This is a genomic window from Pirellulales bacterium (assembly GCA_035939775.1).
Lineage (GTDB): Bacteria > Planctomycetota > Planctomycetia > Pirellulales > DATAWG01 > DASZFO01.
On the sequence record DASZFO010000064.1, the window covers coordinates 68040 to 90013 of the forward strand.

Here is a 21974-nt window from a genome sequence, read left to right on the forward strand (position 1 = left end):
AAGCTGATTTGATGGGTGCCATGGCCACTGCTCTGAGTGGCCATGCGCCATCTGAGTCCATGCCCACGCAGGGCCGTGGGCATGCCACCCAACGTACCAACACAACTTCAAAGCTTCAGTACGGCGTGTCAAGCGAAGCGCGGACGCACCGAACGTAAAGGGCGGATGAACCACCAACGGTGCGTCTGCGCGGAGGAACCGCTTGACGCACCCTACGACTAATTCGAAGAGAAGAAATCTGTAAATGAGGAGAGTCTTACGGCTCGCGGCATCCCGGCCGCGGAAAGGACCCGCCGGTCGTCTGGCCGCCGCGACGCGACAAGTTCTGTCAGGATGCGCTGATCGTCCACGGTTTCCGGTGCTTCGCCAGGCGCCGCGGCCCGATCGGCGCTGGAAGCCGGCCTGTTCTGGTTCGACGATTGCGCGATCTCGGGTACTGGCCTGCCAACGGCCGCCACCCGCGAACCGCGCTCGACGAATACCATGACGAGCAGCGCCGCGGCGATCGCAGTCATCGCGGCCAGCGCGCCTTGCCAAACCCAGCGTCCGGCGCGGTCCTCGTCGAAAACCTCGCTGCCGCAATGCACGCAAATATACCGGTGGCCCGCGGGATGATTGCACCGCGGCATCTTGCCGGAAGGAGCCGGCGGTCCCTCCGACCTCAACGTGGAATTCAGCGAGACCTCCTTGGCCAAGAGCGAGCGCCAAGCCGGATCGAGCCGGTCGGCCGCCGGGCGGAGCGCCGCCGTTATCGCCGCCTCGAATTCCGTTAGATCTTCGCTGCCGTTTTTTTTTCTTGGCATGTCCAACCCAACCTTTCTCGCAAGGCCGCCAGCCCTCGTTCATAGTTTCGATAGGCCGTGCTCATCGAGGTTCCGCTCAAGTGGGCGATTTCCTCGAACGACAGCCCGCCCCATAGCCGGGCCACAATCGCCTCGCGCTGGTCCGCGGGGAGTATTCTGAGCGCGTCAGTTGCCGCTTGGGCGTCGAGCCGGTCCGCGTCGGCCGAATCGAACCACGGCTGCCCGCGGGCGGCCGAGGCGGTCTCGCGACGGGATCGCCGCGAGCCGGACCGTGCGACGTTGATCGCCCGGTTCCGCACCACGCGATATATCCAACCCACGAGGTTATCCGGCGCCACGGGCTGCCGAGCCAACAGCAAGAATGCCTCCTGCACGACATCCTCGGGCCCGTCGCACCATTGGCGCGCGTAAAGCACCAGGGCCGCGCGATGCTCGTCCCATAGCCGCGTCACAGCTTCCGGGCTGAGAACATCCATTCGAGGTCTCGCAACCGCTGCCCCAATAAAGACACCGCCGAGGCGGATACTTTTCACTGGTTCAGTATAATCCGGCCGAATCGACGAAGAGTTCTAGAACAGGAGGACACCGAGGGAACGGACGGAATGGTTTCTCAGATCGCTGACAAATCCGGCCGGGACTTTACCCTCTCGCTACAGGTTTCGTCGGGCGCTCCAAATTGCCACTTGGTCTTTCCGTTCCCTCGGTTCTTTCCTGTTATCCCTCTTCAAAGGCTCATGCATCCGATCGGGTGCGGAGGTGGGTCAGCACGAGCCGGATTTCTTCGTAGGGGACTTCGCCGCCGAGGCGCTCGAAGAGCGGCTTGAGGCGCGGCGTTTCGGCGTCCGCGGCTGCGGCCACCACCCGCTTGTAAGCGGCCGGCGCGACCCAAGCATCGATCTTCGCTGGCCGGCAAGTCTCGATGAACTCGCTCAGATACTCGACGACCGTGCTCTGCGCGCGGCCGGCGCAGGCCATCACTTCCGCGATCGTGCGACCTTGCTGGAACATCAGGAACGCGGCCTGCTTGGTCTCGTTCGGCTGCTTCGGTCGGTTGATCGCACGGACGGCCGAGCCTTGATTTTTCGTCACGCCGTGCTGCTCGCAATACGCCTCGATGACCGACGCCAACTCCGCGCCCAGATCGGCCAACCGCTTCTCACCGATGCCCGACACGCCTCGCACATGCTCGATCGTCGTCGGGCGGATGCGGGCCAACTCCATCAGCGTGCTATCGTGCATCACCGTGAACGGCGGAATTCTTCGCTCCGCGGCAATCCGCTTCCGCCACTGGCGCAAGTGATCGAACAGCCCGCGATCGACTCCCTCCCAGGATTCCTCGGCCGAGCGGGTCTTGGCGGTGAAGGCTTTCTTTGCTCGCACCAAGCGCACTTCGCGCTGCCCGCGCATCACGGCCCACGATTCGTCGTTGAGCGAGAGCACCGGCCGATCTCCCTCGGATCGCGCGACCAGGCCGTGATCGACCAATTGGTAGACCATGCTTTGCAGTTGTTTTTTGGGCATCTCCTTGAGCAGGCCGTAGGTGCTCTGTTGATCGTGTCCGAAGCTGCGGATTCGCTCGGTGTCAGAACCTTGCAACACGTCGACAATATGCCCGACGCCGAATCGCTCGCCGGTACGGGCGATGCAGGAGAGAATCTTTTGGGCCGTGACCGTCGCGTCTTCCAAACCTTCGACCTCGCCGAGGCAGACATCGCAAGCGCCGCAATTGGGGTTTTCGTAAGCCTGGCCGAAATGCTCGGAGAGCGTCTTGTGCCGGCAGGTGGGCGAATTGCAGAGCCGCTGAATCTGCTTGACCAACCGCATCTGGGCGGCGATGATCTTCGCCGGTTCCGGGGCGTCTTTGGCGCTGAACTCGACGAGCGATTCCCAGCGGATCACGTCGGCGGCCGTGTAGAGCAGCACGCATTCCGCTTCGAGTCCGTCGCGCCCGGCCCGGCCCGTTTCTTGTTGATAGTGCTCGATCGACTTGGGCATCGCCGCATGGAGCACGCAGCGGACGTTGCTCCGGTCGATCCCCATGCCAAAGGCGACGGTTGCCACGACCACATCGAGCCGCTCCTCGGAAAAGGCCTCCTGCGCGCGATGCCGCTGCTCGGGAGTCAAACCGGCGTGGTAGTGGGCCGCGCGGATGCCGTTGGCCTTGAGCGTGGCAACCATCTGCTCGGTGTCCTTGCGGCTCAGGCAATAGACGATGGCTGCCTCGCCCTCATGGCGGCGCAGGACTTCGATCGTCTGCTCGGCTCGATCGACGAGCGGCAGAATGCGATAGATCAAGTTCGGGCGATCGAATCGGCCAACGAGCATTTCCGGATCGCGGAGGCCAAGCTGGGTCACGATGTCGTCGCGCACCTGCGGCGTGGCGGTGGCCGTGAAGGCGTGCAGGCTGGCTTGCGGGAACCGCTGGCGGAGCACGGAAAGCTGCCGATACTCGGGGCGAAAATCGTGACCCCAATGGCTGATGCAATGCGCCTCGTCGATCGCGAACCGCCGCACATTCATCCGGGCGACCAATTGCAGGAACCAGTCGTTCACCAGCCGTTCGGGGGCGAGAAACAAGAGGCGGAACTTCCGCTCGGCCAGCCCGGCCTCGACTTCGCGGCGCTCCTCGGCCGAAAGCCCGCTATGCAGGCAGGCCGCCGGATAGCCGCACGTGCGCAAGCCGTCTACCTGGTCCTTCATCAGCGAGATCAGGGGCGAAACGACGATATCGAGCGAGTCGTCGATCAGCGACGGCACTTGATAGCAAAGCGACTTGCCACCGCCAGTCGGCATCACCACCAGCGAATCGCGCCCCGCCAGCGCCGCCCCGATCGCCTCCGGCTGCAACGGCCGCAGACTATCAAAGCCCCAATAGCGATGGACCACCTCGGCGATGCGGTCCCCCTGGCTCGGCGGTGGCGGCGAAATCGGCATGGTGATAATCTACACGAGCGGCCGATTGAAGTGGAGAAGCATGGCGTAAATCCGACGTTGACTGGATCCGCTGGTTCCGATAGACAGGAACTTACTATGAGCATTGAAACCACCTCGCCAGACGTTTCCGACGGTTCCTCTCCACCCCCAGCCGCGGCTATCAAGCCGATGCGCGTTTGGCCTGCGGTCGTGCTGATCGTGGCATTCTGGGCCGTGCGCGCGCTGCCGCAGTTCGTCGACATGACGATCAGCTCGCAGTTCTTCACCAGTTTCATTCCCGCGCTGCTGCTCTGCTTGCTGTTTTCGATTTGGTGGCTGACCGGTCGCGGGATTCGGCTCGCGGATCGGTTCATTGGCTTTGCCGCACTCGTCTGTGGGTGTTGGCTGGCGGTGCGCTTTTCCGATCCGTCGATCGGTTTGTTTACGGTGCTGATCTACGCCGTGCCGATCGGCTTCACGATTTGGACCGCTTGGCTCTTGCTTGGCGGCAAGCGGTCCGCCACCGTGCGGAAGTGGGGCGCAGTGCTGGCGATGCTGCCGATTTGGATTCTTTTCGGGCTGCTGCGGATGGATGGGTTGGACGGCGAACTGCACGCTGATATGCATTGGCGCTGGACCCCTTCTGCGGAGGAACGCTACAAGGCTGAGTTAGCGCGAAAAGACGCCGAAAAGAAAACCAATCCGCAACCGGTCGAAACGCCGGCCAGCCCGCTCGTATTCCGTCCCGGCGATTGGAGCGGATTGCGTGGCCCGGATCGCAACGGCGAGGTTCATGGCGTGCAGATCGCGACCGATTGGGAGAAGTCGCCGCCGAAGCAAATCTGGCGCGCGAAGATCGGTCCCGCCTGGTCTTCATTCGTCGTGATCGGCGACCGGCTGTTTACTCAAGAACAGCGCGACAAAAATGAAGCGGTTGACTGCCTCGACGCGGCCACGGGTCGCGAGATTTGGGTGCATGAAGACAAGGACCGTTATTGGGACAGCCAAGGGGGCGCCGGCCCGCGCGGCACGCCCGTGTTCGACGGCGGCCGAATCTATTCGCTCGGGGCGACCGGCATTTTGAATTGTCTCGATGCCGCGACCGGCGAACTGAAGTGGACGCGAAAGATCGCCGACGACGCCAAGACGACCGTGCCGATGTGGGGATATTCCGGCTCGCCGCTGGTTGTTGGCGACTTGGTGATCGTTTACGCCGGCGGCGGCGACAAGGGACTCGCGGCTTACCATGCGACCAACGGCGAACCGGCCTGGACGGCGCCGACTGGCACGCTCGGCTACAGTTCGCCCCAGCTCGTTTCGATCGGCGGCGAAAATCAGGTCCTGTCGTTCGATGATAGCGGCGTGATCGCGGTTGATCCGGCGACCGGCGCCGTCCGCTGGCGGCACGACGCGCCTTCGCACGGCTGGCGGGCGGTGCAGCCGCATCTGTTCGGCGATCGGCAAGTGTTGTTCGGCTCCGAAGATCTAGGGCTTGTGCTGGTCGGCCTCACAAAAGCTGAGCAGGCGTGGACCGCAACCCAGCGCTGGACCACAAAGAACCTGAAGCCGGCATACAACGACTTCGTCGTCCTCGACGGTTCTATCTACGGCTTCGACGGCGGCATCTTCTGTTGCGTCGATGCCAAGACGGGCGAGCGCCACTGGAAAGGCGGGCATTACGGCCATGGCCAGGTGCTGCTGCTGACCGATCAGCGGTTGCTGTTGGTGCTTTCGGAAACCGGCGAGGTCGTCCTGTTGGCCGCCAATCCGCAAAAGCTCGAAGAACTCGGCAAATTCCAGGCGCTCGAGGGCAAGACCTGGAACAATCCGGCCATCGCCCACGGCCGGCTCTATGTGCGCAACGACCAGGAAATGGCCTGCTACCAGCTAATGCCTAATGACGAAGCCCGAATGACGAAGGAATGACGAAAGGATTACGCTCGTTTTAGATTCGTCCCGCCGCGGCGGATCTTCGTCATTCGAGATTCGTCATTAAGCGCTAACTGCCTTTCCCAGGCTTTTCGGCGTTGTCGGTCGCCTTTGGCTTCTCCGGCGTTTTCGCTTGCGACGGACCGTAGGTCCGTTCGTTCAGGTCGAGCATGTCTTGGAGGACGAACGGCTCGGGGAATTTGGCTTCATCGCCGGCCAATTGCCGCAGCGTGTCGCGGTAGTGGTCCACAAGCTCCGCCAAGTCCTGCGCCATCAAAGTGTCGTCGCGAAGCACCTTGAATTGATCGAGCACCTTGCGCCAGGCGGCAAAGGCCTGATCGTAGTATTTGCGGGCCGAATTGGGCCGGGCTTCTTGCTGCTCGTGCTCGGCCTTGAAGGTTAGTTCGTGAGCATCGAGCGCGGCAGGGGTCGGCTCAGCGTCGCAGCGCGTTTTCCAATAGATGTAATTGACGATGTCGCGCGAGTTGCGAATGTCGCGGGCAGCTAGCTCAGTTTGCTCGAATTGTCCGGCCAACTTCAGCGCTTCGCCGCGGCGATCGGCCCCGGTTTTCTCGGCCACCTGCCGCCAGAACTCGAAGGCGGTCGTTTGCTGCCCGCCGTCGCGCTTCTCCGTGGGCATGTCCAGGGCCTCGATCATTTCGGCGGTCAGTTTGTCGTGCTGCTCGGTCTTGAGTTTGTCGAATTCGCCGGGCATCACCTTCTTCAGGCTATCCTCGATGATCTTCTCCTTGGCGACAAGATCCTCGAGCGCATCGAGATGGATGAATTCGCCATAAGGCGAAGGGATGTCTTTGCGGCCGAACTCGGCCAACTCGCGGCCGGCGTTCTTCCAGGCCTGCTGGGCAACTTGCCCAAAGTGCGGCTGCTCGCCCGCCGTGCTGTCGGATTCGAGCGCGTCGGCATAATAGATCAGCGCCATCATCGGCTGCGAATAGAAGATCACCGGAGTGGTGCGAAGCGGCGCGCCGGTCGTCACCTCATTCCAGGCCCGCTTGTAATACTCGAAGCCGACGAGCCAGTTGTCGCGGTCCTCGCGCTTGCGATTCGGATTGTCGGCGTCATGGAATTGGTCGTCCTCTTTGAACAACCGGCGGAACTGCCGATGTTCGTCGGCCCGGCCGATCTTTTGCGCAATGAACCAGCCGATGCGGGAGGTGATCCGCGGCTCGGTGAAGCGCGGATCGCGGGGATTGGTGTTGAGCGCCTTTCCCTTCTTGAGAAAGTTGATCCCCTTGATGACCCAATCGTAGCGGTCCTTGTAGTCGTCGAACTCGACCGACGTGTTGTATGTCAAGTTGTGGGCCTGATAATCCCAGACGGTGAAAAAGTGGGGCTGTAAATTGGCGATCTGCTCGAGCACCGCGCCGAAGCTGGTCCAATCCTCGACTTTCTTGTAATAATTCGCCTTTTCCCAAAGGATATTCACCGCGACGCCGCGCAGCCCGAGAGTGGCCAGCTTCACCGTTTCGGCCGAGGCGTCGATCTCGCCGAGATTCGCTTCCGCCAGGCCGTTTTCGGTGCGGAGCTGCGCCAAAATGCCGCCCGGCGAATCCTTCGTCGCCGGCAAGCTGAGCGCGTGCAGCGGGACGATCAAGATGGCGATCGCCACGATGTACGCCACTTTCCACCAAAATGTGCGTCGTTCGTTCATGTCGGGAGCTACTTTGCTAATTCGCGCATGCGGAGGAAAATGTGGCCGGCCAGGAATAGGGCCAGGACGAAGCCGAAGCCAGTGGTCGCCTGCTCGAGTAAGCGGTTCCAGGGGACGTCGAAACCATCGGCGACAAACTGCGTGTTGCTAAAGTCGTTGAAATTCGGCAGCACGTCGACCACCGCCTTCATCATGGTCATGATCACCTTATCCATGAATTGGACCACCTGGACCGCGAGCGTAGGTTCGAGTTCAAGCGTGATCGTCTTTTGACCGAAGATGCGGACTAACGACTCGATCGGCCCGCCACCGGGCACCAGCTTATAGTTGTGCTCGATGACGGCCTTGAACAGATTGCTCACGTCGAGGGTGAAGAATCCCAGCACGATCGAAGCCAGGGTGCCGAGCATCGCCACGGGGCCGCTCAGGAAGGTGCTGAACATCACCCCGAAACCGACCACCAACACCATTTGAATCCAGATCCCGAAGTAGCCCTTGCAAAAGTTCCAAGTGTAGGAACCGTCGGCGGCTTTGATATAGACGTCGTCGCGCGCCACGCCGATGTATTGCGACGGGGAAAGGCACTGCAGAATGACCTCCAACCGGCCGTCGTCGCTCACCAGGCAATCGTCCGCGTGCTCGCCCCCTTTGCTGGATGTGTCTTTGAACAACCCGATGGCTTTGTATTGGCCCTCGACTTCGCGCTCCATGACCGCGGGGAGCGTTTGCTTGTCGATCATCTGGTCCTTGACTTCGAATATCTTGCCGACCGTCTTCATGGTCGGCTGCTGCGGATTGCGGAGCACGAGGCTGCCCAGGATGCCGACAGTGCGGTTGCCGCGCTTTTCGTCGGCGATCTCGCCTTTGAAAGTGCGAAAGACGCGGAGGTACATTTCCAGCGGCAGCTTACCGTCTGGAAACGCCTCGCGGGTAATGCCTTTGAACGTCCAGATGGCCGACATCGGACTGCCGCCGTCGAGAAACATGCGGTAAGTCCACTCCTTGCCGACGTTGATCCCCTTCCCCTCTTTGCCGGACCGATCGAGAAATCGAAAACTAGCGGGGTCGGCAGCGTCAACGTAGATCGGAACTCTCGCAACAAGTTCATCCTCGGGCGGGCCAACGACATAGCGAACCTGATCGCCGACTTTCTCCGCGTGGACGCGGTGAAAATGCCCTTGGGCCGCGTCGGTCACGCCGTTGCCGTCGGCGTCGAGCGTGACATGATGGAAATGGCCGTGCGCGAAGGACGTTTTCCCCTCTTTCTTTCCGCCGGGCGTTCCCAGCCAGCTCGGCGCGTCGGTCAGATCGGCGGCCGTCAATTCGTGCGTATGATCGAGCGTGCGGCTGACGAACACATAGCTGGCCGCCCCCATCACGACCAATAGCGCCGTGCCGATCGCAGAGAATCCGAGCATCCGTCCGAGCACGATTTCGCCGGTCCGCACCGGCTTGGTGACCACGGTGTAGATCGTCCGGTTCTTGATGTCGGCCGGCAGGCTGAAGGCGCTTAAGAACAGCGCCAGCAGCATCACGAGGTACGTCGTCGCCGTCAGCACGAAATTGATATAGAGCTTGGCTACCTCGAACGACGCCAACTGTTCCGGGTCGGAAGACGAAGGGTTGAGAAACCAGCCGGCGAAAAGCAAAATCAGCCCAAAGACCACTAGGGCCACCCACACTCGCCGGCGAATCGATTCTTGCACGGCCAAGCGGGCCAGCGCAAAGACCCGCCGCGGCGAGAACCGCACCAAATCCACCGCCGCCGACGCAAGCAGTCGGTAGATCATGTCGCCCGCCGGCAACGGGCCATACCGCACCGCGGCGATCAAGAAGCCCAAGATCAACCCCATCAGCCCGACCAACCCCACCACGCCCAAGTAACGCAGCACGGCATCGAGGAGCCAGTCGGAATAAGGCGGGTTGGAGAATTCTTTGACCATGGGTCGGAAATTAGCGGTCGGAATTCATTCAAGTACGAAGTGCGAAGTACAAAGTACGTAAAACGAGGAAGCCCGCTTGCGGTTCAGCCGTCATTCGGCATTCCACCTCGCCGTCCCGGCCTGGCTTCGCTGTCTCGGACGATCGAGAGGAACAGTTCCTCGAGCGTCGAGGTCGGATTGTCCATGGAATCGAGACGTCCTTGATACCGCTCGATCACGGCGCGGATCTCGGCCTTGGCCTCGTCGCTCAAGCCGCCGGCGCGGATTTGCGTCACGTCGCGAACTCGCAACAGGCTATCGACGCGCCCCAATTCTTTCAGCTCGCCTTGGTGCAAAATGGCGATCCGATCGCAAACGTCCTGCACGTCGGCCAATAGATGGCTGCACATCACGATCGTCTTTCCCTCCTCCTTGAGCTTCAAGATCAGGTCCTTCATCTCGCGCGTGCCGATCGGGTCCAGCCCGCTGGTCGGCTCGTCGAGCAGGATCAGCTCAGGATCGTTGATGAGCGCCTGCGCGAGGCCGATTCGCCGGGTCATCCCCTTGGAATACTCGCGCAACTGCCGCCGCTTGGCCCAATTCAGGCCTACCATGTCGATCAGCCGGGCCGTCCGCTCGCGGCGCACTTCGGAGGGCATGTTGAACAGCCGGCCGTAGAAATCGAGCGTCTCTTCGGCATTCAAGAAGCGATAGAGATACGATTCCTCGGGCAAGAATCCCAGCCGCTCATTCTTGCTCACATCGGTGGCGTCGCGTCCGAAAACCAGGGCCTGCCCGGTAGTCGGAAAGAGCAGACCGAGGAGCAGCTTGATTGTCGTGGTCTTCCCCGAGCCGTTCGGACCCAGCAGGCCGAAGATTTCGCCGCGGTGGATCGTCAGATCGAGGGCCTTGAGTGCTCGGACTTTCTGCCGTCCCCAAAAGTCGCGGTAGACCTTGGAGAGGTTTCGCGTTTCGACGACGACATCGTCGACGGCCGGCTTGACCGGGGCGGGCGCGACCTGAGTTGCCATGCGGATTCCTCGATGAAATGAACGCGTGGGGTGAACTTGTTCAATAGAGCGCGCCGGAATGATTCATAAGCTGGCCGGCACGCGGCGCGGTCAACGAGCGCCAGGGAGCGGCCGCTGCGACCGATTGGCGGCCATTTCGATAAGCAGACATCCCAAGCGCTAAGACTTGCGCCGACCAACCCTTGTACGCGGCGGCGGCAACTGAGGTTCATGCCGAGCGAACTGCCGGCTTGCGGTCCGAGCCGCGCGACAAAGTTGGAAGCGGTTCACTATAAGAGTTGGGATTCCAAATTTCAAATCGCGCGCCATGGATTTCAGATTTGAAATCTCGAATCTGAACAATTCAGATTCCCGAACGACACAACGTGTAGTTTTTCCGTAAGTTCCCGGCTTGGCGGTTGACAGCGGGATTTGAACGGCTAGAATCGCCATAATATTGATACTGAGTCTCAGTTACATTAGATACTCTCCCTCGCGGCCTTTCGATCGACGGAGGTTCTTCAATGGCCAAGAAACATCGCCAAGCCTTTACTCTCGTTGAACTTCTGGTCGTGATCGCGATCATCGGGATATTGATCGCACTGCTGCTGCCCGCGATTCAGGCGGCGCGAGAATCTGCCCGCAAGACCCAATGTGCCAACAATCTCCGCCAGATTGGTTTGGCGATGGAGAACTTCCAAAGCGGCAAACGCCATTTTCCAGCCGGCTATCTGGCGACAATTCCATACTCGGACGGCGCGAGCGACACGTCGCCCGGCTGGGGTTGGGGGACGGCGATCTTGCCGTTTATCGAGGAAAACAGCGTTTTCAAGCAGATTAGTTTCCCCGCGCCGATTGAAGCCCCGACCAACGCGGTTGCCGTCCGTTCATTGATCCCTCTTTATCGCTGCCCATCGGATTTTTCCCCGCAAACAGGCTTCGCCGTGTCCGATGGTTCTGGCAATACACTGGCGACGGCTGCACCTTCGAGTTATGCCGCGTGCTGCGGTGGCGATGAGTCGGACGTGACCGCGCAAACCGGCGCGGGAATCTTCTTTCGAAACAGCCAGACAACCATCGCGCAGATCACCGACGGCACGAGCAAAACAATCCTCATCGGCGAAAGAGCTTGGGCCAATACGAATGGAATCTGGGTCGGTGCGATTGCCCACGCCCTCTGCCGTCGCGGCGAGCAGAATCCTTGTCCCGGCACCGAAGCGGTTACCGCTCCGGCCGCCACGCTCGTTTTGGCACACTGTCATTTGAACAATGCGACCAACGACGCGGATGGCGCGCTGGACGACTTCTCAAGCCGTCACGCCGACGGCTCGAATTTCGTTCTCGCCGATGGCTCCGTTCATTTCGTGCAAAGCGTTCCGGTTGATGCCGGTGCCGGCAAATACACTCCCGACGGCCTCATCTTTCAGGCCCTGGGAACCAGGGCGGGCGGAGAATCGATTCCTGTCGATTGGCTGAAATAGTTCGTCTCGACCGATGTCCCCATGTGCATCGGCCCGCGGACGACGCTGGCGGCTTCCGCCGAGCACTTGCTAAACTGGCGGTCGGGCCGGGCCGGCATCTTCGCCGAACGTCGTTATGGCCCATTCGATTCAAGTCGGACAAGCCATGCACCAAACCGCCTCCAGCAGCTATCATTCGGCGCTCGAATTCTTGCTGAGCCGGATCGACTACGAGCGGGCGACGATGGTGCCCTATCGCCGGCGCGAGTTCCATCTCGATCGCATGCACGATCTGCTTGGCCGGCTCGGCAACCCGCACTTGGCGCTCAAGGTCGTTCACATTGCGGGCACCAAGGGGAAAGGCTCGACGGCGGCTATGACGGCCGCGATGCTCACGGCGGCCGGCTATCGAACTGGCCTCTACACCTCGCCTCATCTCGATCGAGTCGAAGAGCGGTTGATGATTGACGGCTGTCCTTGCACGCCGGGGCAATTCATCGCGCTCTTGGATCGGCTGCGGCCGGTTGTCGAGGCAATCGACGACGAAGGGACCGGCGCGGACGCCCAGATTCGCGACGGATTCTTCGGGCCGACGTATTTCGAGATTACCACGGCGATGGCCTTTTTGCACTTCGCTGAAGAACGAACTGACGTCGCCGTGATCGAAGTGGGGCTCGGCGGACGGCTCGATTCGACGAATGTCGTCCGGCCGCTAGTCTCCGTCATCACCAGCATCAGCTTCGACCACATGAAGCAGCTCGGCTCGAGTCTCGACGCCATTGCCCGCGAGAAGGCCGGCATCATCAAGCCGGGCGTGCCGGTCGTCAGCGGCGTGCTGGCCGACGAGGCACGTCGTGCGATCACTGAAATTGGCCGCGAGCGCGGATCGACGATCTCGCAACTCGGCGTCGATTTTGATTTCACTTATCGACCGCCGCATGAGCTGGACAGCGCCGCAGCGCTCGGCGAAATCGACTTTCGCTTCCCGCAACTTAATAGCGACGGCCGCTGCGGCAATCTGAAACTCGCGCTGTTGGGCCGGCATCAAGCCTCGAACGCCGCGGTGGCGCTGGCGACGATCGCGGAACTACGGCGGCAGGGCTGGAACGTGCCCGAGTCGGCGGTCCGCCGCGGGCTCGCGGAGACGCGCTGCCCGGCGCGCATCGATTTGGTTTCGCGGCGGCCGACGATCGTGATCGACACGGCGCACAACCTGGCCTCGATCCGCTCGCTGGTCGAAACGCTCGACGAGAGTTTTTCGTCCAGGCGGCAGTTGTTGCTCTTCGCCGCCACGCAGGAAAAGCAGGTCCGCGAGATGATGGAGATCCTGCTGCCGCGTTTCGATCGCGTGATCCTGACTCGCTATTGGAACAATCCGCGCGGGATGCCACTGGAACATCTGGCCGAGCTGGCCGCGCAGGTTTCGAGCGTTCCGCAGGAAGTCTTTCCGACGCCGAGCGAGGCATGGCGCCGGATCCGACAGCTCACCACGCCAGAGCATTTGGTGTGCGTAACCGGATCGTTCTTTCTGGCTGCCGAGATTCGCGCTCAAATCGACGCGGCGAACGGCCCTCTCGGACTCGACAGTTGAAACGGATCGGCTCGCTGACGACGCGCTCGCGGCGCATCTCACGGGCATGTTCGCGATGCAGATCGGCGATATACGGATCGGCCCAGGGGAGCAATTCCGGGATCGACTGCGTCGTCGCTTGAGAGCGCGGCTCATCCCCGGAAAATGCCAGCGAAGCGGAATGCGCGGCGGCGTGAAGTTGGCTGATCGACATGATTTGAACCTCCGATGTTCCGAGTTGCGACGGGCCGCCGTGCGGCAGTGTTGATTCGGCCCTCCCCTTGCAACTGCCGGGCCAAGGAGTAGCTTTGCGAACCGCCAAGGTGGTCCGGCGGGCGATTCAAGCCCGGATAGGCCCTATTGCAAAAGCACTTATGGCGGCGTGCTAGCATCTGGCCAAGCGCTTGTTTTGAGCGGCAGCCGAGCGAGAAGCCGTCGGAAAGATTTTCAAACGGCCACTGCGAATCCGCCAATGTGATAGGCACACTCCGTATGCCGTAACCAAGCGGATGGCACACGTAGTGTGCCTGCTACAGTACCTCACCCGCTCCGCTTGGCGAAATCGCGCATGAATCCGGCGAGCGTTTCGACCCCTGCGACCGGCATGGCGTTGTAAATCGAGGCCCGAATGCCGCCCACCGAGCGATGCCCTTTAAGATCGCAAAGCTGGTGCTTCGTGGCCTCTTGGACGAACGTCTTTTCCAGCTCTTCGCTCGGCAATCGGAAGGTGACGTTCATCTGCGAGCGGCTGTCTGGCCGGGCGTGCGGCCGGTAGAAGCCGCCCGACGAATCGAGCACGTCGTAGAGCAGCTTCGATTTCCGCTGGTTGAGCGCTGCCATTTTTTCCAGCCCGCCGATTTCGTTCTTGAGCCAGCGGGCGACGAGCATGAACGCATACACGGCGAACACCGGCGGCGTGTTCGGCCGCGAATCGTTCTTGACGAAATTCGAGTAGTCGAGCATCCCCGGCAGGGCCTTCGGCACGCGCTCAACCAAATCATCGCGGATGACAGCCATCGTCACGCCGGCGATTCCCGCGTTCTTTTGGGCGCAGGCATAAATCAGCCCATAGCGATTCACCGCGACCGGCCGCGAGAGAAAGTCGGACGAGCTGTCGCAAATCAGCGGCACGCCGCCGGTCTCCGGCTCGCCCACGAATTCGATCCCCTGGATCGTTTCGTTCGACGTGAAATGGACATACACCGCCTCGGGGCTGAGCTTCAACTCGCTCCACTTGGGCAGGTAGGAATAATTGTGCTCCTTGCCGTCCCAAACGACGCGGGTCGGCCCTTGCTTCTGCGCCTCCTTGATCGCCGCATTGCCCCAGGAGCCGGTCAGGATGTATTCAGCCGTTTTGCCCGAGTCGCGGAGGAAGTTCATCGCGACCATCGTGAACTGCAAATGGGCGCCCCCTTGCAGGAAGATGATGCGATAATTCTCGGGCACGCGCAGCAATTCCCGAGTGAGCGCTTGGGCCTCGGCCAGGATGGCGTCGAACGCCTTGCTGCGATGGCTGATCTCAAGCACCGACATGCCAACCCCCGGCAGCGCAAGCATCTCCCCCTGGATTTGCTCGAGCACAGGTACGGGCATCACGGCGGGACCGGGCGAAAAATTGAATACGCGTTCAGTCATGGGAATGATAGTGTAAATGGAAGAGGTCGAATCCAGCTTTGCAAACACCAGTCAATTACAGAAGGATAGGATTTAACGGCGTTGCCGGTCAAGGACGCCGCAGCCCCAGCCACCTGGGCTCGACAGTGCGACGGGCCCGAGCGCGATCGTTTCTTGCGTCAATCGGAGCAGTCGGAAGAGTGACGAGGGGCTTGCTTTTTTCGTCCCCATCCGGACTATAAGTGCATCCGGCCGCGATCAAGATCGAGATGGGCGGCGTAGTTAGAGCAAGCGTTTCAAACCCACACTATCCACGCTGGCAAGTTTCTCACGTTATGAAACAACTACTTACACGCGCCATACATCGCGCTCGCCAATTCGCGGCCGCCGCTTTGGCGATCGCTGCATCCGCCGGTTTCCTGCCTAATATGTCACATGCTGCCGATAACCCGCTGGCGGCAAAAGTCACTGCTGCCTCGCGCGATGCGGTCAGCCGGACCATGCCGCCGCCGACTCCCGCGGGCCACGCCACCGGGCTGATCCCGCGGCAGGTCCTATTCGGCAATCCCGACAAGGCCGCGGCCCGAATGAGCCACGACGGCAAGTGGCTGAGCTATTTGGCCTCGGTCGATGGCGTGCTCAACATCTGGGTCGCGCCGATCGATAAGCTCGCGGAGGCCAAACCGGTCACCAAGGAAAAGGACCGCCCGATCGCCAGCTATTTCTGGGCCTACACGAACAAGCACCTGCTCTACTCGCAAGACGTAAAGGGAGACGAGAATTTCCACATTTATGCCGTCGATCTGGAGAGCGGCAATATCAAGGACCTCACCCCGCGCGGCGCCAAGCAAGAGGTTCGCGCCGAGATTGAGGAAGTGAGCTATAAGTTCCCGCACGAGATACTGATCGGGCTGAACGACCGCGATCCGCAATACCATGACATTTATCGCATGAACATCGAGACGGGCGAGAAGCAGCTCGTGCAGAAGAACGAAGAATTCGCCGGCTTCGTCACCGATGAGGACTACCGGATCCGTTTCGCCGAGAAATTCGCCCCGGACGGCAGCGCCCTGATCCTCAAGCCGGACGGCAAGCAGGGCTGGACCGATTTCCTCACGATCCCCCAGGCCGATACGCTCACGACCGGCGTCCGCGGGTTCGACAAATCGGGCGACGTGCTTTATTTCGTCGATAGCCGCGGCCGCGACACGGGCGCCGTCACCACGCTCGATCTGAAGACTGGCCAGCAAAGGGTGATCGCGGAAAACGGCCGCGCCGATGCCGGCGGCATCATGGCCCATCCGACCGAGAACACGATCCAGGCGATCTCGTTCGATTACGATCGGACTCGCTGGCAGTTTTTCGATAAAGCGATCGAAGCGGACTTCGAATATCTCAAGACCGTGGCCGACGGCGACATCACGATCGTCAGCCGCACGCTCGACGATCGGCAGTGGATCGTCGCGTTCCTGATGGACAACGGCCCGGTGCGCTACTACCACTACGACCGCCCGACGAAGAAGGAGCGGTTCCTGTTCACGAACCGCGACGACCTCACGAAATGGCCGCTGCAAAAAATGCATCCGGTCGTCATCCGTTCCCGCGACGGCCTCGACCTCGTAAGCTACCTAACGCTTCCGCCCGGCGCCGACTCACAATCCAGCGCCGCGGCCGCCGCTTCCGGTTCCCCGAGCCCCGAACCCCGAGTCCCGACCCCCGTTCCCCTCCTCATCGACGTTCACGGTGGCCCTTGGGCCCGCGACTCTTGGGGCCTGAATCCCAACACGCAGCTTTGGGCCAATCGCGGTTACGCCGTGTTGAGCGTGAACTATCGCGGCTCGACCGGCTTCGGCAAGAAGTTCGCGAACGCGGGCGAGAAAGAGTGGGGCCGCAAGATGCACGACGACATCCTCGATGCCGCCGATTGGGCCGTGAAGCAGAAGATCGCCGATCCGGACAAGATCGCCATCATGGGCGGGAGCTACGGCGGCTACGAAACGCTGGTGGCCATGACGATGACCCCCGACCGCTTCGCCTGCGGAGTGGACATCGTCGGCCCATCGAACCTGATCACGCTCTTGAAGACGATTCCGCCCTATTGGGGCCCGGCCTTGCAGATGTTCAAAGACCGCGTCGGCGATCCGGGGACGGCAGAGGGGCAAAAGTTGCTCACCGAGCGCTCGCCGTTGACCTTCGCCGATCGCATTCGCCGACCATTGCTCATCGGCCAAGGCGCCCACGATCCGCGGGTCAAGCAGAGCGAGGCCGACCAGATCGTCCACGCGATGCAGGCGAAGAAGATCCCCGTGACCTACGTGCTCTTCGCCGATGAGGGACACGGCTTCCATCGCCCGGAAAACAACACGGCCTTCACCGCTGTCACGGAAGCCTTCCTCGCCCGCCACCTAGGCGGCCGCTACGAATCCTACGGCGACTCCTTCAAAGGCTCGACGATCGCCGTGCCGACCGGCGCGGATCAAGTGCCTGCTTTACAAGAAGCGCTCGCGGCACATGAGAAGAAGTGAGATGGCGGTCAGCGGACCCAGCGTAGGCGGAGGCGGCCAACGCTGGGCTAGAGGCCGCAACGCTGTTGGCGTAGAGAAGGCATCCAACTACATGATCTTGCTGACGATCATGATGGTGACAAATATGCGGAAGAACAAATATGAAACTGGCAATCCGGCAATAAATCCGCCTATCTCGGCAACGGCGCGAATCGTGTCCGGAGATAGTCCTGCCACCCGAAAGATGATGCCGATGGTGGCGACGACGAAGACTCCGGCGATAGCGCCAGCGCCCGTCGCGCAGATCGAAAAGAGAAGCCACGCGACGAAATAGTCTCCCTCTCGCACTGGCTTCGGCCGATTGATTTGTGCCGGTTCTACATGCGGGGATGAATATGGATTGCTGTCAGGTTGCATTGACATGACTCCACTGCCCCGTTCATTCGCCAGTATTCACGATCTTACCAACGATCATCCGGCCGACGAATAGGCGGAAGAACGCATACGAAATTGGCAGCCCGGTAATGAATGCGATGATCATGGCGACGCCGCGAATCGTATCCAGGGATTGTCCGGCCCCGCCCAAAACAAAACCGATCACGCCTCCCGCGACGGCTCCGGCGAAGAATCCAGCGACCGTGGCGCACAGGAAGAAGCACAGCCAAGCCAGAAAATAGTCCATCTCTTGCAGCGGCGGCGGCGGATTGCGAAGGCCTGACGCCTCATGCGGGGATGAATACGGATTGCCGTCAGATTGCATCGACATGGTTTTCCTTTCAGATTCTTCAAATGTGGCAGGGCGATTTCCTGTCGCCGATTCTATCAGCCCGCAGACACGAATCGAAGCCTCGCCGCAAATCTGATCTCGTTCCAATCCTGTAAATCCTGTCGAGAATTCTTAGACAGGATTTTGCAGGATTGTAATGGTTTAGCTGTTAGAAGGAGAGAACCACGGATTTCACGGATAAGGTCGGGAAAGAAATGGATTTGGCCCCATTCAGAAAATCCGCGTCATCCGCAAAATCCGTGGTTTGCGGCATTCGGTTGAAGAGTTGCAACAACCAATGAATCCAGCCGCCCGCGTCCGGCCTTGTCAACAGTAGGCTTGAGCAATTGACTTCGCCCAGATTCCCGCCCGACGATGTATCGGCCAGGCGGCCCGGCGATGCGCGGCCCCAAAATCGCTTGCTCCGGCTGCCCGGCGTCGAGGATAATGCGACCGTGCAAGCCGATTCGCCAAGGTTGATGGCGACGAGAACGCGGTTGACTACTCGTAAGTATAGTTGTGGTCGGTGTCATGGAACAAACAGAGCAGCGAACTTGGTGGGGGCGGAATTGGAAATGGGTCTTGCCTGTCGGTTGTTTGGGAAGCCTCGCTCTCGTGGTCGTGTTTTGTGCGGGGATCGCCGCCATAATTCTGGGAAGCATGAAGTCTTCCTGGGCCTGTTCTGAGGGACTGGCTCTTGCATGGCACAATGCGAAAGTTGTTGAGAAACTTGGCGAGCCGATCGAGACCGGCTGGTTCGTTACTGGATCAATAGAAGTTGCTGGCCCCTCAGGCACTGCCAATCTCGCCGTTCCCATTCACGGGCCGCACAATAGTGGTACGCTTTACGTCGTTGCGCATAAGGCTGCTGACCAATGGCAATTCGACCGCGCCGAAGTAGAAGTCAACAGCGACGAAAAGAGAATCGACCTACTAACCAAGTGACAGCAGGAGAATCGCTAACGCGGCCCCTTTGCTTTGTACACTACTTTTTCGATGAGGAGTCCAAGCAATGAAGACGAAGGCTGCCTTCGAAGGCGTCGTTGTGGTCGTGACGCTCGCAGCCGGCATCCATGCCGCGAGGGCGGACGAGCCCGAGGCCGTTTTCCGCGTGAAGAATACAACCGACGTAACCGCTGGCGTCTGGGTCGGATCGGAGAAAGGCACTGAGGCCAACCCGTGGACGCACGTGGACATCGACGCTGGCAAAGATGCCACCATCGCGCTTAAGGCACCGGATCGGTTCGTCGTCGTTGTCGATTACGGCACGCAACGAAGCCGGTCGAAACCGATCGCGCTCAGAGCTTTCCTCGCAAAGCATCCGAACTATCTCTTGAGCTTGGATCTTATAGCGTTTCGTGGAGCCGGCGACGGATTCGACGGAGGGCGAACGTTCAGTATTGATTTCCTCGCGTCGGACGATCCAGCCAAGCAGTCGCAGCCTGCCAAATCATCCGAAGTTCCCAGGTTCGAGTTCTCCAGCGAATTGAAACAACCATGAACAACAGATCGCTACTTTCGGTCTTGATCGTTGCAATTGTTCTTGCCGCGATTCCTCGCGCACACGCGGCCAAGATGCCGTTGCCGCGAAGCACGCCTGAGGCCCAGGGCATTTCGTCCCAAGCGATTCGCGATTTCGTCGAAGCGGCCGACAAGATCAACACGCTGCACAGCTTCATGCTCGTGCGGCATGGCCACGTGATCGCCGAGGGATGGTGGAAACCCGAGGCGGCGGACAAGCCGCATGTTTTGGCCTCGCTCAGCAAGAGCTTCAACTCGACAGCCGTTGGACTGGCGATCGAAGACGGCAAACTAAGCCTGGACGATCCGGTGCTGAAATTCTTTCCCGACGACGCACCGGCCGACGTTTCGGACAACCTCCAGGCCATGAAGGTGCGCGACCTGCTCACCATGACCTGCGGCCACGACACCGAGCCGAAGTCCGTCGGCGGGTCGCCGTCGGTCAAGCAGTTTTTAGCTCATCCCGTTCCGCACAAGCCCGGCACGCATTTCCAATACAATACCATGGGCGCCTACACGCTCTCGGCCATCGTCACCAAGGTGACCGGAAAGACCACGCTCGAATTCCTCAAGCCGCGATTGTTCGAACCGCTGGGGATCGATAATCCCGAATGGGGAAGCAGCCCGGAAGGCAATTCGTTCGGCGGCTATGGTCTCAAGCTCTGTACGGAAGACATCGCCAAGTTCGGCCAGCTTTATTTGCAAAAAGGGAATTGGAATGGAAAGCAGTTGATCCCGGAACAATGGGTCGAACAGGCCACGAGCAAGCAGGTGCCGAACGACCTGGAATCCCACTCCAAAATAGGCATCGATTGGCAACAAGGCTATGGCTTTCAATTCTGGCGTTGCACCCACAATGCCTTTCGGGGCGACGGCGCCGGCGGGCAACTCTGCGTTGTGATTCCCGACCAAGATGCCGTGATCGCCATCACGGCCGACACCGGCAACTTCCAGGGCGAGATGAATGCCATCTGGGATAAATTGCTTCCCGCGTTTCAAGCCGAGGCGCTGCCCGAGGACGCCGCCGCGCAGGAAAAGGTGAAGCAAGCGATCGCCAAGCTGGAAGCCCATCCGGCGAAGAAGGGAAAATGATTGTGGCCATTCTCGTAGGAAAAGCTGCGGCCGTTGGATGGCGGGAGCCGATCGCGCACGCGGTTGCACTGGTGCTGCTCTATTCATTTCTAACCCACGCGCTCCGGGCCGACGCTGCGGATGGACCTCGCAAGAGGCGATCCTCTCTGCTGCCCTTATTCCGCGAAGAATGAGTCAAAGACCGGAAGATGAAGCAGCGTCGCGAACCAAGTTTGCAAGCGTCCGCCTGGACGCCTTCGCCCGAGTTTATCAGCACGACGAACATCGCATGGCTGATGCGCCGCGTTGGCGTTGATTCGTACGAGGCGTTGCACGCCTGGTCGACGCAGAATCGAGCGGCATTCTGGGATCTGGCGATTGAACGGCTGGGCATCCGGTTCCAACGCCCATATAGCCAGGTGGCGGATTTTACTGGTGGGCTGGAAACCCCGCGCTGGCTTGTCGACGCACGGCTCAACATTGTGGAGAGTTGCTTCACCGCGCCCTCCGATTCTCCGGCAATTATTCATCAGGGGGAGGGCGGAACGCTCGGCGTCATGAGCGTGGCCGAACTGGCGGAGTTGACCGACCGCGTCGCCGCGAATCTCAATCAGCGTGGATTCAAAACCGGAGACGCGGCGGCGATCTATTTGCCGATGACTGCGGAGTCCGTGGCCATTTATCTTGGCATCGTCAAGGCCGGCGGAGTGGTCGTCAGTATCGCCGACAGCTTCCGACCGAAGGAGATTGCCAGCCGGTTGCGACTGGCGCGGGCCGCACTCGTATTCACGCAGGATGTGATGGTGCGCGGGGACAAAACATTCCCGCTGTATGCAAATCTCTTGGAAGCCGACGCACCTCATGCGATCGTGCTGCCTTCGGGTAACGCGGTGACCCTGCCAATTCGCCCCGGAGATTGCGCGTGGTCCGAGTTTTTGAAAGCCGGCGATCGATTCGAAGCCGTGATTCGTGACCCGTCGGACCTCATCAACCTCTTGTTTTCCTCAGGAACAACTGGTGATCCGAAGGCCATTCCCTGGACCCAGATCACTCCCATCAAGTGCGCCGCGGATGCGCACTTCCATCAGAATGTTCAGCCGGGTGATGTGCTGGTCTGGCCGACGAATATCGGCTGGATGATGGGGCCGTGGTTAATCTTCGCCAGTTTATTGAATCGAGCCTCGATGGGCCTCTATCACGGGGCGCCGACCGGACGCGA

At 60.6% G+C, this 21974-nt stretch carries 17 protein-coding genes; 8 read left to right on the forward strand and 9 right to left on the reverse strand.

Going from position 1 to position 21974, the window contains the following annotated elements; genetic code table 11:
• Positions 1-218: 218 nt before the first annotated feature.
• The 3 genes from VGY55_03380 to recQ all read right to left on the reverse strand — a co-directional run bounded on the left by VGY55_03380 (position 219) and on the right by recQ (position 3737).
• Positions 219-803: a hypothetical protein gene (locus VGY55_03380; GenBank protein HEV2969005.1), complete on the reverse strand. Its 585-nt coding sequence runs from the start codon at positions 801-803 to the stop codon at positions 219-221.
• Positions 770-1279, reverse strand: coding sequence for a sigma-70 family RNA polymerase sigma factor (locus VGY55_03385; GenBank protein HEV2969006.1), 510 nt, complete (start codon positions 1277-1279; stop codon positions 770-772). Before VGY55_03385 ends, VGY55_03380 begins: the two co-directional genes overlap by 34 nt.
• Positions 1280-1535: 256 nt before the next feature.
• A complete protein-coding gene (gene recQ, locus VGY55_03390) occupies positions 1536-3737 on the reverse strand; it encodes a DNA helicase RecQ (protein HEV2969007.1) in 2202 nt (733 codons plus the stop codon).
• A gap of 96 nt (positions 3738-3833) precedes the next feature.
• Here recQ and VGY55_03395 point away from each other — a divergent pair, with 96 nt between their 5' ends.
• Positions 3834-5642, forward strand: a complete 1809-nt coding sequence (locus VGY55_03395) for a PQQ-binding-like beta-propeller repeat protein (GenBank protein ID HEV2969008.1) — start codon at positions 3834-3836, stop codon at positions 5640-5642.
• A gap of 73 nt (positions 5643-5715) precedes the next feature.
• Here VGY55_03395 and VGY55_03400 read toward each other — a convergent pair whose 3' ends face one another.
• The 3 genes from VGY55_03400 to VGY55_03410 form a co-directional block, all read right to left on the reverse strand.
• Entirely contained in the window at positions 5716-7317 is a 1602-nt protein-coding gene (locus VGY55_03400) for a hypothetical protein (protein ID HEV2969009.1), read from the reverse strand.
• A gap of 8 nt (positions 7318-7325) precedes the next feature.
• The gene (locus tag VGY55_03405) at positions 7326-9260 is read right to left on the reverse strand and encodes an ABC transporter permease (protein ID HEV2969010.1); all 1935 of its coding nucleotides are present in this window, start codon (positions 9258-9260) and stop codon (positions 7326-7328) included.
• 83 nt (positions 9261-9343) lie between these two features.
• Positions 9344-10270, reverse strand: coding sequence for an ABC transporter ATP-binding protein (locus VGY55_03410; protein ID HEV2969011.1), 927 nt, complete (start codon positions 10268-10270; stop codon positions 9344-9346).
• Between the two features lie 503 nt (positions 10271-10773).
• On the opposite strand from VGY55_03410, the gene VGY55_03415 reads away from it, so the two are divergent.
• Both VGY55_03415 and VGY55_03420 read left to right on the forward strand, forming a co-directional pair.
• A complete protein-coding gene (locus VGY55_03415; protein ID HEV2969012.1) occupies positions 10774-11730 on the forward strand; it encodes a DUF1559 domain-containing protein in 957 nt (318 codons plus the stop codon).
• Between the two features lie 115 nt (positions 11731-11845).
• Entirely contained in the window at positions 11846-13300 is a 1455-nt protein-coding gene (locus VGY55_03420; protein HEV2969013.1) for a folylpolyglutamate synthase/dihydrofolate synthase family protein, read from the forward strand.
• Positions 13301-13819: 519 nt separating this feature from the next.
• Here VGY55_03420 and serC read toward each other — a convergent pair.
• On the reverse strand, positions 13820-14914 hold the full coding sequence (gene serC / locus VGY55_03425) for a 3-phosphoserine/phosphohydroxythreonine transaminase (GenBank protein ID HEV2969014.1): 1095 nt from the start codon (positions 14912-14914) through the stop codon (positions 13820-13822).
• Positions 14915-15321: 407 nt separating this feature from the next.
• On the opposite strand from serC, the gene VGY55_03430 reads away from it, so the two are divergent.
• The gene (locus tag VGY55_03430) at positions 15322-17418 is read left to right on the forward strand and encodes a S9 family peptidase (GenBank protein ID HEV2969015.1); all 2097 of its coding nucleotides are present in this window, start codon (positions 15322-15324) and stop codon (positions 17416-17418) included.
• Positions 17419-17505: 87 nt separating this feature from the next.
• Here the strand turns inward: VGY55_03430 and VGY55_03435 are convergent, their stop codons facing one another.
• Both VGY55_03435 and VGY55_03440 read right to left on the reverse strand, forming a co-directional pair.
• Positions 17506-17820 carry a hypothetical protein gene (locus tag VGY55_03435; protein ID HEV2969016.1) on the reverse strand — a complete coding sequence of 105 codons (315 nt, stop codon included), beginning with the start codon at positions 17818-17820 and terminating at the stop codon, positions 17506-17508.
• 16 nt (positions 17821-17836) lie between these two features.
• The gene (locus VGY55_03440; GenBank protein ID HEV2969017.1) at positions 17837-18163 is read right to left on the reverse strand and encodes a hypothetical protein; all 327 of its coding nucleotides are present in this window, start codon (positions 18161-18163) and stop codon (positions 17837-17839) included.
• A gap of 615 nt (positions 18164-18778) precedes the next feature.
• Here VGY55_03440 and VGY55_03445 point away from each other — a divergent pair.
• The 4 genes from VGY55_03445 to VGY55_03460 all read left to right on the forward strand — a co-directional run.
• Positions 18779-19108, forward strand: a complete 330-nt coding sequence (locus tag VGY55_03445; protein HEV2969018.1) for a cytochrome c oxidase assembly factor Coa1 family protein — start codon at positions 18779-18781, stop codon at positions 19106-19108.
• 67 nt (positions 19109-19175) lie between these two features.
• The gene (locus VGY55_03450; protein HEV2969019.1) at positions 19176-19664 is read left to right on the forward strand and encodes a hypothetical protein; all 489 of its coding nucleotides are present in this window, start codon (positions 19176-19178) and stop codon (positions 19662-19664) included.
• On the forward strand, positions 19661-20776 hold the full coding sequence (locus tag VGY55_03455; GenBank protein ID HEV2969020.1) for a serine hydrolase: 1116 nt from the start codon (positions 19661-19663) through the stop codon (positions 20774-20776). The genes VGY55_03450 and VGY55_03455 overlap by 4 nt, the downstream gene beginning before the upstream one ends.
• 188 nt (positions 20777-20964) lie before the next feature.
• Positions 20965-21974, forward strand: a 1010-nt coding sequence (locus VGY55_03460) for an AMP-binding protein (GenBank protein HEV2969021.1), incomplete at its 3' end; no start/stop codon positions are given.